Source organism: Hymenobacter sp. UYCo722, assembly GCF_040547115.1.
In the GTDB taxonomy this organism is placed as follows: Bacteria; Bacteroidota; Bacteroidia; order Cytophagales; family Hymenobacteraceae; genus Hymenobacter.
In genome coordinates, this window is record NZ_JBEPPC010000009.1 from 107273 (window position 1) to 125616 (window position 18344).

5 protein-coding genes are annotated in these 18344 nt (G+C 59.1%); 4 read left to right on the plus strand and 1 reads right to left on the minus strand.

The genetic code is table 11. The annotated features are described in order from the left end of the window. Positions 1-88 precede the first annotated feature (88 nt). Complete coding sequence (locus tag ABIB44_RS18495) at positions 89-4249, plus strand: choice-of-anchor Z repeating domain-containing protein (RefSeq protein ID WP_354586159.1); 4161 nt, start codon at positions 89-91, stop codon at positions 4247-4249. A 1380-nt stretch (positions 4250-5629) separates the two neighbouring features. On the opposite strand, the gene ABIB44_RS18500 is transcribed toward ABIB44_RS18495, so the two are convergent. Beyond that, positions 5630-13573 carry a beta strand repeat-containing protein gene (locus tag ABIB44_RS18500; protein WP_354586160.1) on the minus strand — a complete coding sequence of 2648 codons (7944 nt, stop codon included), beginning with the start codon at positions 13571-13573 and terminating at the stop codon, positions 5630-5632. Positions 13574-13968: 395 nt separating this feature from the next. Between ABIB44_RS18500 and nuoK the strand changes: the two genes are divergently transcribed. The 3 genes from nuoK to ABIB44_RS18515 all read left to right on the plus strand — a co-directional run bounded on the left by nuoK (position 13969) and on the right by ABIB44_RS18515 (position 18271). Next, on the plus strand, positions 13969-14316 hold the full coding sequence (gene nuoK / locus ABIB44_RS18505) for an NADH-quinone oxidoreductase subunit NuoK (protein WP_354586161.1): 348 nt from the start codon (positions 13969-13971) through the stop codon (positions 14314-14316). 127 nt (positions 14317-14443) lie between these two features. Next, positions 14444-16438 (plus strand): NADH-quinone oxidoreductase subunit L, encoded by a 1995-nt coding sequence (nuoL, locus tag ABIB44_RS18510; RefSeq protein ID WP_354586162.1) that lies wholly within the window; start codon positions 14444-14446, stop codon positions 16436-16438. A gap of 363 nt (positions 16439-16801) precedes the next feature. Next, positions 16802-18271 (plus strand): OmpA family protein, encoded by a 1470-nt coding sequence (locus ABIB44_RS18515; RefSeq protein ID WP_354586163.1) that lies wholly within the window; start codon positions 16802-16804, stop codon positions 18269-18271. Positions 18272-18344 lie beyond the last annotated feature (73 nt).

Sequence of the window (18344 nt, forward strand, 5' to 3'; positions counted from 1 at the left end):
TACCTCGCGTGAAGGCCAGAAGCGTACCTTTGGGGCGGGCTTGGCCCGCAATTAGGTTTTTCCATTCACCAATTTCCACAACCACCAAATGAAATATTTTTATCGATTGGGATTGTTTCTGGGCCTGATGGTTCAGGTGCTGCTGCGGCCCGCCGTGGCAGTCGCGGCACCCTTCACCCCCGGCAATATTGTGGTTGCCCGGGTGGGCGAAGGAGGCACGGCAGCACTTACATCTACCTCTACGGCGGTGTTTTTGGATGAATACACGCCGGGCGGCACGCTGGTGCAGTCGGTGGCGCTGCCCACATCCATATCTGGCAACAACCGCGCCCTGACCGTGAGCGGAACTACTCCTTCTGAACTAGGCCTGGCCCGCTCGGCCGATGGCCGGAGCCTAGTGCTGGCTGGCTATGGTACCTCCCCCGGTGGCACGCCTACGGTAAGCAGCTCATCCGCCGCCAACGTAGTGCGCGTTGTTGGATTGGTAGGGGCCGACGGTTCGGTGGACACCAGCACGAGCCTGCAAGGGGCTTTCGACGGCGTGAGTGTGCGGGCCGTAGCCTCGCCGGATGGCAACAGCTTTTATGTGATTGGAGCTAATTCGGGTGTGCAGTACGCGCAGCTGGGGGGCTTTAGCTCCACGCAGCTTAATACGGCACCCACCAACCTGCGCGGCGTGCGCGTAGCTGCGGGCAACCTCTATATTACGGCGGCTTCCAGCACTTATTACGGTGTGAGCATGGTGGGCACGGGCCTGCCTACTACTGCCGGCCAACCGGTGACGGTGTTGCCCGGCTTTCCGGGTGCTACAACGGGTTCCAGCTCTTACGCGTTTTACATGGCTGACCTGAGCGCTGCGGTGCCGGGCATCGATGTTATTTACGTGGCCGACGACCGTGGCGCAACCGGTGGCATCCAGAAGTGGAGCCTGGTTGGCAGCACCTGGACGCTGAACGGCACTATCGCCAGCCCTTCTACCGCTACGGTGCGGGGCCTTGATGGCAACACCACGGGTAGCACGGTATCGTTGGTAGCCACCAGCCCGAATGGGCTCTTTATTCTGAGCGATAATTCCGGCTACAATGTTGCCCCTACGCTTTCGAGCTTGCCGGCTGCTATTATTACTAACCCCACCAATACGGCATTCCGAGGCGTGGCTTTCGCACCGTCCGTACCGGCCCCGACCATCACGAGCTTCACGCCTACCAGCGGCCTGGCCGATGGCACGGTCACGGTAACGGTGACCGGCACCGACTTCACGGGGGCCACGGCCGTCACCCTGAATGGCGTGGCCATCACCGGCTTCACGGTGGTGAATGGCACGACCATCACCTTCGTGGTGCCCACTGGTGCTACCAGCGGCCCCATTGCCATAACCACGGTCGGCGGCACGGCTACCAGCACGGGCACCTTCATGGTGAACGCGCCAGCTAATCCGATGCCGGCCATTACCAGCCTCGCGCCCAACACGGCGGTAGCGGGCAGCGCGGCCTTCACCCTCACGGTGAACGGCACGGGCTTCGTGAGTGGCTCGGTAGTAAATTTCAACGGTGCGGCGCTGGCTACCACCTATGGTTCGGCCACGCAGCTGACGGCACCGGTACCGGCTTCGGCCGTTGCTACCGCTGGTGCCTATAACGTGACCGTGACGAGTCCGGCTCCGGGCGGCGGTACTTCGGCGGCGGCCACCTTCACGGTTACGACTCCGGCCCCGACCATCACGAGCTTCACGCCTACCAGCGGCCTGGCCGATGGCACGGTCACGGTAACGGTGACCGGCACCGACTTCACGGGGGCCACGGCCGTCACCCTGAATGGCGTGGCCATCACCGGCTTCACGGTGGTGAATGGCACGACCATTACCTTCGTGGTACCGGCCGGGGCCTCGTCGGGCACCATCGCCGTGACTACGCCCACCGGTACGGCTACCAGCACGGGCACCTTCACGGTGATTGTGCCGAACACGGCTCCCGTCATTACCAGCCTCACGCCCAGCACGGCTACGGCCGGCAGCGCGGGCTTCACCCTCACGGTGAACGGCACGGGTTTCCTGAGCAGCACGGTGATTAATTTCAACGGTACGGCGCTGGCTACCACCTTTGTTTCGGCTACGCAGGTAGCGGCCCTGGTGCCGGCTTCGGCAGTGGCCACGGTAGGTACCTACGCCGTCACGGCAACGAACCCCGCCCCAGGCGGCGGCACCTCCGCCGGCGTAAACTTCACGGTGACGACTCCGGCTCCGACCATTGCCAGCTTCACACCTACCAGCGGCCTGGCCAATGGCACGGTGACGGTGACGGTGACCGGTACCGATTTCACGGGAGCTACGGCCGTCACCCTGAATGGCGTGGCCATCACCGGCTTCACGGTGGTGAATGGCACGACCATCACCTTCGCGGTGCCTACCGGCGCTACCAGTGGCCCCATCGCCGTGACCACGCCTAGCGGCACGGCTACCAGCACGGGTACCTTCACGGTGACGTTGCCGGCTCCGACTATCGCCAGCCTTTCGCCCAGCACGGCGGTGGCGGGCAGCGCGGCCTTCACCCTCACGGTAAACGGCACGGGCTTCCTCAGCGGCTCGGTGGTCAACTTCAATGGCACGGCCCTGACGACCACCTTTGGCTCGGCTACGCAGCTCACTGCTGCCGTACCCGCTTCGGCGGTAGCTACGGCCGGCACCTACAACGTCACGGTTGCTAACCCCTCGGCCAACCAGGGTGGCACTTCGGCGGCGGCGGCCTTCACGGTAACTACGGCTGCCCCGACCATTACGAGCTTCACGCCCACCAGCGGCCCGGTTTCGACGGCTACGGTGCCAACAACGGTGACGGTGACCGGTACCGATTTCACGGGGGCCACGGCCGTTACCCTGAATGGCGTAACAATCACCGGTTTCACGGTGGTGAACAACACAACCATCACCTTCAACGTGCCGACCGGGGCCACAAGCGGTGTAATCACCGTGACGACGCCCACCGGTACGGCTACCAGCACCGGTATTTTCTCGGTGGCACCGGCCATTACGGCCCTCAGTCCCAACGCGCAGGTGGCAGGCGGCCCCGCCCTCACGCTCACGATTACGGGCACGAACTTCACCACGGCCTCGACGGTAAATTTCAATAGTGTGAGCTACACGCCAACCAGTGCCACGGCCACCACCATTGTGGTCACTATCCCGGCTAGCGTGCTGGCTACGGTGGGTGCCTTCCCGGTGAGCGTGACCACGGTTGGCGGTACGTCGAATGTGTTCACCTTCACGGTATCAAATGCCAGCACGGCTAACGCTTACGAGAACTTCGAAGCGGGCACCAAAACGAGCTACGCTGCCGGCCCCGTAACGCTGACTAGCGGCGTGTGGACCTTCGCCAACGCCCTCATTGGCGATTCGTTTGCCGATAAGTTCAACGGCCTGAAGTCGGCGCGTATCCGTACCGGCGGTTCTATTGCCATGACCTTTGACAAACCCACCGGCGCAGGTACCGTGATTATCAACGCGGCGCTGTATGGCACGACCGACACCGGCGCTTCGTTCCTGCTGGAGCAGTCGACCGACGGTGGCACCACCTACACCACGGTGCCCGGTGCCCCGGCTACGCTCACTGGTACGCTTACGCCCTACACCTTCACGGTGAACACGGCCGGCAACGTGCGCTTCCGCATCAGCAATACGGTAACGGTGACGACCAATTCTTTCCCGCGCATCAACATCGACGACATCTCGATTAGCAACTTCACGGCTGCGCCGACCATCACGAGCTTCACGCCCACTACGGGCGGCCCCGGCGCGACGGTTACCCTGACCGGTACGAACCTGACTGGCGCGACTGCCGTGCGCATCGGCACGTTTACGGTAACGAATTTCACCGTGGTAAATGCGACGACCATCACCTTTGTAGTGCCCACTGGTACGGGTAGCGTCAACGGCTTTATCTCGGTAACGACGCCGGGTGGCATTGCTACCAGCACCACGCCGTTCAACCTGGTATCGGCCACGCTTGCTGCCAACGCCCTGCCCGGCCTGACGGTGTTCCCGAACCCCGCCACCGACCGCCTGACCGTGGAGTTGCCTACTTCGGCTCCGGCCACGGTGGCGCTGCGCGACCTGGCCGGCCGCCTGGTACTGGCCCCCGCGCCGCTGGGTGCCGACCATCAGCTGCTACTGCCGGCCTCGCTGGCCAGCGGTGTGTACCTGCTCGAAGTGCGCCAGGGTGCCACGGTGGCCATTCGCCGCATCGAGAAGAACTAACCAACCCGGCCCGCGCTTCGTGCGCGGACTGAGTCCTCGTGCCAAGCCCCGTCCGGATTTCCGGGCGGGGCTTTTTGCTGGGCCAATGTGCCGGCGGTACCGGGTAGGGGGGGCACTCGCTAAATCACCCGGAAGCAAGTCTTTTGAATGTGATTTGACAAGCGTCAGATGCTGCCACCTTTGCCGCGGTCACGCTTGCCCGACTGTTGTTTAAAAATGTCTTCATTTTAGTAGTAACACGCTGATAGAAAGAAATTTATGATTCAAATTAAAGCTCAGTATTGCTTGAAGCAAAGCACTGCGAAGGAGCAATTGCCAGGTCGATTTCATTAACCGAATTCCCGCCGTTTACGACGGGTGATGAGCCAACGATTGTGCCTATGCATTCAAACAATTGAAGCAAATGGTCACCTCGGTAAAGTCTTAGCAGACGTGGACATTTTGGTAGCCACTATTTCCACTTTTTGTGCTGCCGGGCTGGGCCCCCGAGCCCCCGGCAAGTGCGGGGCTCCGGGGTGGAGCGCTGCTGGTGCCGCCCCGAGAAGCTGAGCATCGGATACCCCTGCAACCCACAATCAAGGCGCTGATGAGCCAGGCTGCGACGCGCGGCTGCTGGCAACCGATATCTATCCTCATCAAGAAGCGAAATGCGAAATTGGCCGACGAGCGTGAAGCGCATTCTTGCGTCTGGTCGTTAGGTGGTAGTCGTGCGGATGGGCCGGCCGGCAAAACTCGAGCAAGTATCTCTACACCTACTTAACGCGTTTCGTAAGTCAACTTCGTGGTGGGTATCAAACTGTATGTGAGGGAGCTGTCGGCTGGAAATACGAGCGGTGAGATTGCAAGGCGCACTAGCCGGAGAATCCGCGCCCGACGTCAGTTCATATCGGCCAATCAACAGGTCCAAGTAGCTCGGACCCATTAGTGCTCGGCCCATTCGAGCGCAACTGGGATAGTGCGTTTCGCATGCGCTATCAATAACGGGTGATAAGGGAACATCTACGCATCTGGCGTATCCTAGCACACTGAAAAGAAAACACTCCTCAAATATTCTTTGGGGAAACAAGGCATTGACTTACAAGAAGTTTCGCATTAAACTGGCTCAGCGTTTCAGGCTGGTGCTCTAGTGCCGGAATATGGTGCTGGCTAGCTGCCGGCTATTTATCGGGGCGTTTTCCCGGCGCGCAAGAGCCAGAGTTCCCGAAATCGAACCGGAAATCCCTGTCCAGGCGCTAAAGTGCCGGGCAAAAACTGTTAGAAACTATCCCATCAGTGCTACCTCCCTCTCGCACTTCCTGGATGCCCTCATCAATTGTCAGGCACAAAAAAAGTCCCGGCTACAAGCGCAGCCGGGACTTTTCGTAGGGTAAAAAGTGGAGGTTATTCCACCGATACCTTGGTTGTCAGCTTCACACCGTCGGCGGTAGTCCAGGTGGCGATGTACATGCCGCTGGCCAGCGGCTGGGTGGGCTGCACAGTGGCTTCGACCATGCCGGCAGCTACCGTCTGGCTGAATACCAGGCGACCGACATTGTCGAATACCCGCACCGTACCGTTGGTCGAAGCCAGGTTTGAAGTGGCCAGGTGGAAGCCGCTGCCCGTGGTTGGGTTGGGGTAAGCCACCAAGGCAGGTGCGCCTACTTTGCCGTCGAAGCGCACAGTGGCCACGTTCGAGTAGGCGGTGGTACCGTCCTTATCTACCTGGCGCAGGCGGTAGTAGCTGGTGCCTCCTAAGGGTAAGCCGTCGAGTGTGCCGTAGTCGTGGCGGGCAGTGCTGCTGCCGAGAGCCTCCACGCGGGCAATTTCACTAAACGCGCGGCCATCGGCCGAGCGCTCCACTGCGAAGTAGGCACTGCTTTTTTCCGAAGCCGTGGCCCAGGCCACTTGCACGGCCGCACCCTGGCGGGTAGCCGAGAAAGTAATCAGCGTCACGGGCAGGGGGGCGGAGCCCGTCAGCGGGTTGTCGACGCGGTTGGTTGAAGCCAGCGCGAAGAACGAGTTGCTGGTGATAGCCGTCAGGTTAGTTGCCGAGATGGTGTAGCCACGCGGGAAATCGGGCGAGAATACGCCGGCCCCGCCAGCCGTAGCCCAGACCGTGCTGGCCCCGATAGGACCGGTAGTTTTGGCTACGCGCAGGTTGCCGGGTACGTTCACTATCTCATCTGCCACGTCGGTGTTGAAGCTCAGCTGAATGGTAGGATTGGTGATACTACCCGACTGCAGCTGAATGCGGTAGTAGCGGTTGGCCGAAAGGTTATCCAAAGTTTGGTCCACATTGCCAGCCGGCGCACCGTTGATAATCTCGACCAGTACCACGGCATTTGTCGAGCCGCCGACGTTCTTAATCGTCACCGGGCGGTAGCGCTGGCCCGCGCCTACCGGGAATACACGGCTGTTGCCGGCAACATTGGGCATCGTCATGGCCAGGCGGCCTACCACGTACGACGTCAGGGTATTGCCCACGATGGGTTGAATAGCACCGTTGTCGAGGTAGAGAACGTTGTTCGTATTGGCACCAGTAAAGATAACGCTGTTCTGAATCGTCATCAGGCCGGTCACGTGCACGTCGGTGCTGGTACCCAGGGTGAGGGAGCTGTTGCCCAGCTTCTGTAGGTTGCTGAACGTAGTGCTGCCATTGAGGATTCGGTTGGCATCCGTAATGAACTGCACCAGGCTCGTGCCCGACGTGAACGTGCCCCGGTTGGTGAAGTTGTTGCGCAGTACGAGGTTGGAAGTGCCTGCATCGAAGCTGCCGCCGGCCAGGTTGAAGAACTCGCCCGTAGCGTGCATGATGTTATTCGTGTTGGCCGTATAAGTGCCGGCGTTCGAGAAGATGCCCCCGGCATTTACCTCGCCGAGGTTGGCCGTGAAATCGCCGGTGTTGGTCAGGTTGTTAATCACTTCCAGGTTGCCCACTTTCGCGACGTAAGTACCGCTGTTAGTGAAGTTCTGCGCGACGGCCACTTTGCCCGTGTTGCCATTGAAAGTACCGGCGTTGGTGAGCGAAGTACCCACGCTCACCAGGCCCGAGCCTTGGTTGATGGTGCCCCCGGCGAGCGTGGCCAGCGTGGTGCCAGTCGTGACGGTGCCCGCCCCCAAGTTGAGGGTGCCAGTGACGCCGCTGGTGAGCGAAGCGCCGGTGGTCAGGTTGCCGTCGAACAGGTTGAACGTGCCGTTGATGGTCGCGCCACTCGTGGCCGACGTCAGAGTCAGATTCTGGCTGCTGGCATTGTCCACCTGCGTGTTAGCCGCCACGTTCAGCGTGCCGTTGATGGTCAGGTCGAGGTTGCTCAGCAGCTTGGCCGTACCCCCCGAGAGGCTTAGGTTGTTATACGTATCGCGGGCGGGCAGCTGCCCGGCCCCAGTGAAATCCACCGTGCCGGTATTCGCCATCACAAAGCCCGAGTAGTTGCCGGCCGGGAACAAGGCCGAGCCAATGCGCAGGATGCCCGTGCCGGTTACCGTGTTGAAGTTGTTCGCGGCAAACGTGCTCAGGTCCAGCGTGCCATTAAGGAGCAGCGTAGCCGCCCCGAGGCCCGAGGCGTTCGAGTAGATGAGGTGGTTGGGAAGAATCACAACGGGGTTGGCCACGGTCGGGAAGGTGGCGGGCAGCGGCGATGAGTCGCTGCCGTCGGGGTTGAATGTCCAGGCCGTAGCACTGGTCCAAGGCGCGCCCGTTGCTACGCCGGCCGTGGCATTGCGGCTATAGAAGGCCGGCACGGCTCCGAATTCCGAAGGCTCGCCGCCGGTGTAGTCGCCGTCGATGGCGGTCGTGCCGTTCGAAGTAAGCGTGTGCAGGCTGGTATTCACCGCGCTGCCCACCACGCCACCGGCCGGGGTCCAGGCACCGTTCAGGAATCGGCCCAGCTTATAGTTGGCTTCGGTACCGCTCACATCACCGGCGACGTAAGTAAATACCTTGTCGATGGTGGGCGAGCCCAGGCCCGTGCTGCTTACTTTCCAGTAGTACTTCAGCTCCTTATTGAGCGGGTCGGTTGTGGAGGGGTGGGGCTTGTCGACCGGCTGCACCGTGAGGGTACCCGCCGCCGAGTTGGCCGTCAGGTTCAGCTGCACCGGCGTGTACTTGGTCGAGGTGCCCACCGGGAAGCTGAAGGCCGTAGCGCCCGTGGCGTAAGCTTTGCGCACGCCCAGGTCGGCCACAATGCCGTTGGTCCGGATGAAGTGCGTCGCATCGCCCGTCACGGCCGTGCTGGCCGGGTTGCTCAGATGCAGCAGGTTCGAGCCAATGGTGAGCACGCCGTTCGAGAGTGCCAGCACCTTTGTGATTTCCTGGTTGGCCGTGGTGGTTGCCCCGAGTGCGTTGTTCAGCGTCAGGTTGCCGAAGCGGCCCGTGCCGTTGCCGCCCACGTTCTGGTTGGCCGTCCCTGCCAACGTGATGCTGCCCGCGTTCAGGCTGGTGTGGGTGGCCGAGTTGGCCACGTCGCCCAGTGCCGTCAGCGTAAAGCCGTTGTCATCAAAGGTGCCCTTGGTCAGGGTCAGCGTGCCGGTGGTGCGGGCCGTGCCGTTCAGCTGAAGCTTGCCGCTGGTCTGCGGCGTGTTCATTACCAGGCTGCCAAAAACCGTCTGGTTGCTGGCCGTGCCCGTAATCGACTGGGTAGCAATACCGCCGAGGAAGGAGGTCGTTTGCGTCGTCGTAATCGGCTGGAAGCCGCCCGCGTTCAGCGCGGTGCTGGTCGATGTGTTATTGTTGACGAGGTTCTGGTAGATGTTCAGCGGCAAGCCGTTGGCATTGAAGAACGAGAAGTCGTTACCAATGGTCAGGGAGCCTTTCAGTGTCAGGGGCAACACCCCGGTGAGCAGGCCAGTATTGGCGCTGCCGGTGGTACCATTTTCCACCTTCAGGTCGTAAATCGGTGCCGTCGAGCTTACGCTCACGGTGGCGGGCGTGTTGGCGAGCGTATTGCCCAGCAGTACTATTCCGCCGGTTACTACCGTTGAGTCGGGAGCCAGGTAAAAGTCGGCAGCGATGGTGGGGTTGTTGTTCGAGCGGCGCAGGTTCAGGGTGCCACCGCTCATGCGGAAGGTGCTCTTTGGACCCTGCACTTCAAACAAGCCACGCTCTTTATTCTGCAGAGCGGTGGCCCCACGGCCGTCAATGTTGATGTTGCCGCCGCTCTGGTCGAAGCGTAGCGAGCCGTCGAGGTTGTTCACCGAGCGGCGAATCTGGCCGTTCACGTAGAGCGTGCCAGTGGTCACTTTCAGCGTTGGAGCCCCAGCGCTGGCGTATTCCAGGTCGCTGCCTACCCCAGTGGTGGTACCCACCTCCAAGGTGCCTTGCAGCACCCGTATTTCGCCGGCCAGCTTCAGGTCAGAAGCAGCCGTGGTGCCGGTGGCGACTGTTGCGGTTGCGCCACTACCATCCACCGTCAGGCCCGCGTTGTCGGTGATGACGTAGGGCGATTCGGCGTCGTGTATGGTCAGCGTGCCATTCGTTTTGGCGAAGCGCAGGGTACCATTGGTCAGCGTCAGCCAGCCGCTGGTGGGCGTGGTGAGGGTACCGGCTACGTCCACGTTCAGGGTGGCCGTGCGGCCGGTGCCTTTGTCTACGGTTAACGTGTAAAGGTCGGTAGAAGCCCCAGCAGTAGTTCCATTCAAATTTGTTGTCCGGTTACCGGTGAAAGTTAAATTAACCCGGCGGTACGGTGAATTACCAACTTTAAAGTTGAGTGTGCCATTATTCGTTAGGGAACCGCCTACAGTCAAGGAGTTATCTACACGTACTCCAGTAGTGTTAGTGTCAAAAGTGGCCCCAGCATCGATTCGTACATCCGTATCCGCTATGAGGTTAAATACCGTGCCGTTGGAAAAGCGGAATATGCCTGCTTGCACTGCCATTAGCGAATCGGCGCGCAAAACACTGGTAGCGGCTGAGGCACTCATCAATACGGTCCCTGGATAAGTAGTAGTTGTACCTACCCGCAGCTCAGCAAAAATCCGAAGGTCCGAATTAGGCATGGTAATGGTTCGGGCGCTGGCGGCATTTACCCACAGATTACGGTAAGTAGTCAGGTTAAGACCAGAAGCCGAGGTAGTTGGAAGCGTAAAATTAGAATTGGTAGCATAATACTCTACCGTGCCACCCCCAGCTTGCAGGAAGGAGCCAAAGTCGCCGCCAGGGAAGGTGGCGGAGTTGATACGTAAGCGACCCGACCCGCCCGGTTTGGAATCCGGCAGTGCACCGAAATTATGGCCGGTCAAGTTCTGCACATCCAGCGTACCGCCGTTGGCAATTTCCAGCGAGCCCGATACGGCACCGTTAGCCGTTACCGTCACCACGCGGCCTTTTTCAATAAAGACTGGGTTGCTGGCACCGGGGATACCCGAAGCAATCGCACCATTGAAACCGGCCGTACTCCAAGTAGCGGGGGCCTCCCAGTTGCCGGTAGCGCGGGTGTAATAAGCTGTTACCGCATTAAACGCGGCTGGTACCCCCGCCGTGAACTCGCCGGCGAAGTTGTTGATGGCGCTAAAGTTGATGAAAGATAACGTCCCGCCAATGTTCATATCACCGGTCGTGTACGACGTCCAGTTAATCGGAATGTAGCGGCCGGGTACGTAGTCAGTCAGCGTACCGGTGGCATCGGCATTGGTCATGGTGAAGGTTTCGTACACCGAACCGGCTGGGATGGTGCCAAAGCCTACGCTCCGTACTTTCCAGTAGTAAGCCAGGTTATTCGCATTGGTCACAAAGGGATTGCTCACTTTCACCGGGCTCACACTTACCTGACCGAACCTATCGAGTGGCGCACTGGTAGCCAGGCGAAGCTCGATGGTCGCCGGGGCGTAGCGTACGGTAGTTCCGATGCCCGTGCCGACCGGGAAGGTGAAAGAATCGCCTTTACCATAGGTTTTCTGAAGACCTAAGTCGCTCTGATTGCCGGCCGTTTGGATAAAACAGGTCTTGCCAAAGGAGATGCCTGGCCCGGCGGCCAGTGCGCTCCCGTTGCCAGTGCTCAGCACATTGGTCAGCGCTAAGCGGTTTGTGCCAATTGCGAGCACATTGTCGCTGTTCATCGTGAGCGTACTGGCCACGCCCAGGTTGGTATTAAAAATAACGCCCACAGTACCAGAAGCAGCCGTATTACTGATTTTAAGGTTGCCGAATACGCCCGTGCCGTCTCCATTCACTGTCTGGCCCGCCGCGCCACTAAGGGTAATGTTGCCGTTGCCGCCGCCGCTGGTGTGCGAAGCCGAGTTCACCATGTTACCCTTCACATTGACAATCTTGCCGCCATCATTCAGCACACCACGTAGCAAAGAGAGCGTGGCGGCGGCGGGCACATTATAGGTGCCCACCGAACCGGCCAACTGGAGGGTACCGGCTGACTTGTTCACCGTCCAGTTATTGAACGTGCTGGCATTGGCCACCGTGCCGATGGTGCCGCTGTTGAACAGTTGCTGGTCCTGGCCACCGCTGAAAATGGTGGTGTTGGTGCCTGGTAAGTAAGTGCTGTTCGAGTTAAGGGTGAACGTACCCTGAATGGTCAGGTTGAGGCTGACCGCGTCGAACGTTACCGGGTTGGTAGCGTCGAGGGTGAAGTCATTGAGGACAGTGAGGGGCTGAGCCGGGTTAATGGTGCCGCCGGGGGTAGGAAACTCCGAAGTAATGGCGGCCAACAGCGCTTTGCTGGTGCCACCCGCCGTTGGTTTCTTGATTGTCAGGTTCCAAAGCGGTGCTGTCGAAAGAATTGAGGCGTTTGTGTTGTCGTTGGGCAGAATAATTTCAATCGTGCCGCCGCTTACAATCGCGTTGTTGGGGTCGACACCGATGTGAAAAGCGCCGGTCGAGTTACTCGGATTCGCTACCCGGATGGTGCCCCCCGTCATGCGGAAAGCTTGGGTAAGGTAAGGAAGTGAAAAGCGGGCCTGCGCGACAGTAATGGAGTTGGGAAAGGTGCCCACGGCCTCAAACAAGCCACCGGTGATAATAAACGAACCCCGGTGCGAGGCTGACGTGCTCGAAGGACGAAACTTGTCAACCGTAGTCGTGCCGCCTTCAATCAGGAGCTGCCCATCCTCGCGCACTACCATGGCATCAAAGTTCACGCTATGAAAGGTGCCACCCGCGCTAATGCGGTAAGTACCATAGATAATGAAGGCATTCGCGTTGTCGTTGTACACGCTACCACCGGCTATCCACAGGGTAGGGTTGCTGCCGGGAGCGCCCAGCGAGAAACCTGTGCCGGTCGCCGTAACGGTGCTGATGCGGTCAAGGTAAACGTTGCCGCCGATTTTAGTAACCCCGTTCACCAGCACCAACAGGTCGACTCCCGTACCAACGTGGCGCAGATGTAGGTTGCCCTGTGGGTTACCACGCAAGCCATTGGTCGATGTTACATCAAGCTGCACTTGGCTGTCGATGCCCTTATCTACTTTCAGAATATCGAGGTCCGTGTCGCCGTTGCTGGCGAAAGTGGCAGCGAAAGCTCCCTTGAACACCAGCGCGGCTACCTGCGTGTCATCGGCCGTGCCGTTGTGCAGGTTCACCGTGCCATTGTTTACAAAATTGCCATTCACGTTTACCGTATGGGAGCCCGCCACGGCCGTGATGCCCAGGAAAGTACCCGCGCCAACGCTGACATCCTGTACGGTCAAGGTCCGGTTGGCGCTAGCTGTTTTCCCTAGTGTGAAAGAAATTCCCGCGCCCGCCGCCGCTTTCGCTGCGCCGTCTTTGATGGTAGGACTGGTGTTGGGGTACGGATTGCTCGGTGATTTGCTGTCAGGAAACGCGACCGCATCAGTGCGCGTCAGGGTCAGTGCACCATTGATGGTCAGGGTATTATCCAGCTGAGCAGTGAAAGCAGTACCCGCGCCTCCGGTGTTGAGCAGCCGCAGGTTGTTGTAAGAGCCCGAGGCTGGAACCGGCAGCGCCGTTACCCCAGCCGCCCAGTTATAAAACTCGACGGTACCGGTGTTGGCCTTATCGAAGTTGTTGGTAGTAACGGCCGGAAAATAGGGTGCCTTAATGCGGAGCGTACCCTGACCCGACAAACTGTTGAGCGTAGCGAAAGTGGCGGATGCCGACTGCAGGTCGAGCACGCCGCCGCGCTGGATGGTCAGGTCGAGGCTGGTGGTGGCAATCGCGCTGTTCACGAATACCACGAAGCTGTTGGTGATAACCACGGCATCACCGTTGGCAGGAACCCGTGAGTTAATGAGCGTTGAGCCCGTTGGGTCGGTCGTCCAGATATTCTGGTCGGTCCAATTGCCACTGGTGCCACCGCCATTGAACGTATACAAGGTGCCGCCCATTGCCAGCGTACTCCATAAAAGGGCTAATAGTCCAAGTAGGAATGCTTTCATGTAAAAGAAAAGTTAATGAAAAATAAGATTGAAATGGAAGAGTTGACCCTGCGTGAATGTTGTTATAGTTCTACGGAATACGAAGTTTGCGAAATTAGTTCGTTATAAAAACACATTTTGGATTCAGTTGTGACAAAGTGCTTATTATCTTTATTCAAGTTAGTGTGAGCATAGATTAATCCAACAATCTGGATTATTTAATCGCGGCTTAATACTGGATTTAATAATGAATTTATTAAATGGCTGACCTCGCTTCGTGGTTTTCGAACCCTTGGGTAAGCGTTGGCGATTACCCGAGGTGGGGAACTGAGCTGCCAAGCGGCTTTTGCAGCTAGGGGTTTTCGGGTACCTTTGCCGGCCGGGTGCACGTTGCCCATTGCCCGGCCCCAGTTGCTATGGACCCTTCCGTTGTTTCCCCCACTATCCCCGAAGTCATTCGGACCGTGCCACTTCAGTACTACGTCTTTTTCGCCTCGGCCTTGTTTGCCATTGGTGTCACGGGCGTATTGGTGCGGCGCAACGCCATCATCATCTTCATGTGCGTCGAGCTGATGCTCAACGCGGTGAATATTCTGCTGACGGCCTTCTCGGCCTACCGGTCCGACCCGAACGGGCAGATTTTTGTGTTCTTCATCATGGCCGTGGCCGCCGCTGAAGTTTCGGTGGGCCTGGGCATCATCGTCATGATTTACCGCAACTTCCAGACCACCGACGTCAATCTATTGAGTAGGCTGAAGTGGTAATACCGCAATAAAATCTGTCATCCTAAGTGCAGCGAAGGACCTTCGCCAACCTGCGCCGCTTGGGAAAAAATGCTGAAAGCCGACGTGAAAGGATGCTTCCTGCGTCAGCATGACAATGATTACTTCCATGCAAGAAACTGTTCTCCCCGTTGCCAACGCGCCGTATGCGACGTTGCTCTACATCCTGATTCCGCTGCTGCCCTTTCTGGGCTTTTTGCTGAACGGGCTGCTGAACCGCAAGCTCTCCGGCACCGTGGCCGGCTTCGTTGGCAGCGCCACCGTGCTGGGCTCGTTCCTGATTTCCGTGCTGCTGTTTTGGGAGTTTCTGCACCCGGCGGCCAACTGGGCTATTCCCGGTACTGCCACCCACGTGGCCTACACGGTGCAGCTGTTCGATTGGATTTCGGTGGGCTCACTCCAGATTCCGTTTCAGTATCAGATAGACCAGCTCAGCCTGGTGATGCTGCTGCTTGTGACGGGCGTGGGCTTCCTCATTCACGTGTACAGCATTGGCTACATGCACCACGACGAGAACGTGGGCAAGTTCTTCAGTTTCCTGAACCTGTTCATTTTCAGCATGCTGCTTTTGGTGATGGGCAGCAACTTCGTTATTCTGTTCATTGGCTGGGAAGGCGTGGGGCTGTGCTCGTACCTGCTTATCGGCTTCTGGAACAAGAACACCGCCTACAACAACGCCGCCAAGAAAGCCTTCATCATCAACCGCATTGGTGACCTGGGCTTCCTGCTCGGCATCTTCCTGATTTACCTCACCTTCAACTCGGTGCAGTACGCCGAGGTATTCCAGAAAGCCTCGCTGGGGCAGTTCGGAACGTATGGCGCGGGTATCTGCACGGCCATTACGCTGCTGCTGTTTGTGGGCGCGATGGGAAAGTCGGCCCAGCTGCCGCTCTATACCTGGTTGCCCGATGCCATGGCTGGTCCCACGCCGGTATCGGCCCTTATCCACGCCGCTACAATGGTGACGGCGGGTATCTACATGGTGTTGCGGGCCAACGTGCTGTTCACGCTCTCGCCCGATACGCTGGAAGTAGTGGCCATTGTGGGCGCGGCCACGGCGCTGTTCGCGGCCACCATTGGCCTGGCTCAGAACGATATTAAGAAAGTGCTGGCTTACTCCACGGTTTCGCAGCTGGGCTACATGTTTCTGGCGCTGGGCGTGATGGGCTACTCCACGTCGCTGTTCCACGTGCTCACTCACGCCTTTTTCAAGGCGCTGATGTTCCTCGGGGCCGGCTCCGTGATTCACGCCATGAGCAACGAGCAGGACCTGCGCCGCATGGGCGGCCTGCGCAAGGCACTGCCGATTACGTTCATTACGTTTCTGATTGGCTGTCTGGCTATTTCGGGCATTCCCCCGTTCTCGGGCTTTTTCTCGAAAGACGAGATTCTGGCCCATGCCTACGAGCACAACAAAGTGCTGTGGGCCATGGGCCTGCTCACGGCTTTCCTCACGGCGTTCTACATGTTCCGCCTGCTGTTTCTGGCCTTCTTCGGCGAGTTTCGCGGTACCGCCGAGCAGAAGCACCACCTGCACGAGTCGCCGGCTTCGATGACGTTTCCGCTCATCATTCTGGCCGTTCTGGCGGCCGTGGGCGGCTTCATGGGTGCGCCCATGTTCACGGGCGGGCACCACTACCTGGCCGAGTACCTGGCTCCGATTTTTACCTATTCCCAGCGCTTGATGCCGGAAGCTTTTTCGGCGGAGCTGGACAAAGGCACCGAATATATGCTCATGGCCCTGTCTGTAGCGGCAGGGGTACTGGGCATTGTGCTGGCCTACGTGCAGTATGTGGCCCGCGGCCAGCGCCCGGCCGAAGACGAGGCTCAGCGCTCGGCCCCCGAGAGCTTGGTGTATCACAAATATTACCTCGATGAGCTGTACAACGCACTGTTCACGCGACCGGTAATGTGGCTATCGGCCGGCCTCTACAAGTTTGTCGAAAACGGCGTTATCAACCCCGTGGCAGGTGTTTTTGGCCGGGCAGTGAACGGTGGTGGCCAACTGCTGCGCTACGTGCAGACCGGGGCCGTGGAAACCTATCTGATTCTGATGGTGGTAGGCATCGTGCTGATTCTGGGCCTCAACTTCAGCCGGTTGTAGCACCCCGTTCCTCCAAACTAAAAAAGCCACTCGTCTTTGCGAGTGGCTTTTTTTATGACACCCCGCTAATGAAAAAGGAAAAATTTAGAATAAGCCGAACCGTTCCGGTACAACTTTTTTGGCTGGAAAGGGTATAGGAACGCAATCGACCGGGCCAGCAGGCTTGTGCCGGGTAGTGCATTCGTCGCATAACTGCGGCTTACTTTACTCCTTTTCTTTATGGAATTAAAACCAAAACTCTTTCGTGGCCTTGCCCTTGGAGCTGTCATGCTCGGCATGGCCGCCCCTCATGCCAAGGCGCAAACTGCTGACCGCAAAACCGCCATTGGTGTCAATGTCAGCATAGAACAATACAGAGGTAACATGGGTACCGATTTCTGGGACCTTGGCTACCCTAAAGAATTCCGCGTGGGCGGCGGCGGGCACATTACCCGTTACCTCTCGCCATCGTTCGATGTGAGCCTGCTGGGCAACTACGAAACGTACCGGTTCTCGGCAGACAAACCAGGCAACAACTTCGAGCTGCGCAACGGCATGGTTGACCTGGGGCTGAAGCTGAAGCTTAACAACGGCAAGATTCTGAAAGAAGATGCTTTCATCCAGCCCTTCCTTATGGCTGGCGGCGGCATGTTCTTCGCTAACAGCGAGGGTCGGGCTAATGGCGCGAATTTCTTCAACAAAATTCGCCGTCCCGAAGTGTTCGGCATGGCTGGCTTGCGGTTTCGCCTGAGCGAGGCAGTTGCTCTGGACCTGACTACCAGCCAGCACTACCCCTTCACTGAGCGCACCGACAACTTATATGGCCCGGCTAACCCGGCCGATAAGCTTTACGACCGTTTCCTAGTGCATTCGTTGGGCCTGACCATAGCCTTGGGCAAGACGAAGGATGAGGATAAAGACGGTGTGTCGGACAAAAAGGATAAGTGCCCCGGCACTCCCGCTGGCGTAGCCGTAGACCCCAATGGCTGCCCGCTCGACCGCGACGGCGATGGTGTGCCCGATTACCAGGATAAGTGCCCCGACGTGAAAGGCGTTGCTGCCCTGCAAGGCTGCCCCGACCGCGATGGCGACGGCATTACCGATGCTGATGACAAGTGCCCCGACGTAGCTGGCCTGGCCGCGCTGCAAGGCTGCCCCGATGCCGACGGCGACGGTGTAACCGACCTGAGCGACAAGTGCCCCGGTACCCCGGCTGGCGTGAAAGTGGATGCCACCGGCTGCCCACTCGACCGCGACGGTGATGGTGTGCCCGACTACCAGGACCGTTGCCCCGACCGCGCCGGCCCCGCCTCGAACAAAGGCTGCCCCGAGATTAAGGCCGAAACCAAGAAGCGCCTGCAGGAGGCTACGAAGTCCATCAACTTCGAATTCAACAAGGCAGTGCTGCTCCCCAGCTCGTACCCAACCTTGAAGGACCTGGCCGCCATCATGGCTGAGTATCCCGACTACACGATGAGCATTGCCGGCCACACCGACAGCAAAGGCGCTGACGACTACAACCTGCGTCTCTCCTATGACCGCGCCGCTTCGGCCCGTACCTACATGCTGAGCCAGAGTGTTCCGGCTGACCGCATCGAATCGCGTGGCTACGGCGAGACCAAGCCGATTGCGGACAACGCTACGGCCAAAGGCCAGGCCATGAACCGTCGCGTGGAGTTCGACCTCTACCTCACCGGCGAGCCCAACTCGGCCGAAGTGAAGTACGGCCCGGCACCCACCATCACGGAACTGCAGAAGACCCCTGCTGGTCGGCCCACCGCCGGCAAGGCACCCGTGAGAAAGGCCCCAGTGAAGAAGGCCCCTATGAAGAAGGCTCCGATGAAGCGCAAATAAGGCGCATCACCGGATAACGAAAACGGCCCGCTCGATGAGAGCGGGCCGTTTTTTTGTGGGGTTACGTCAGTTG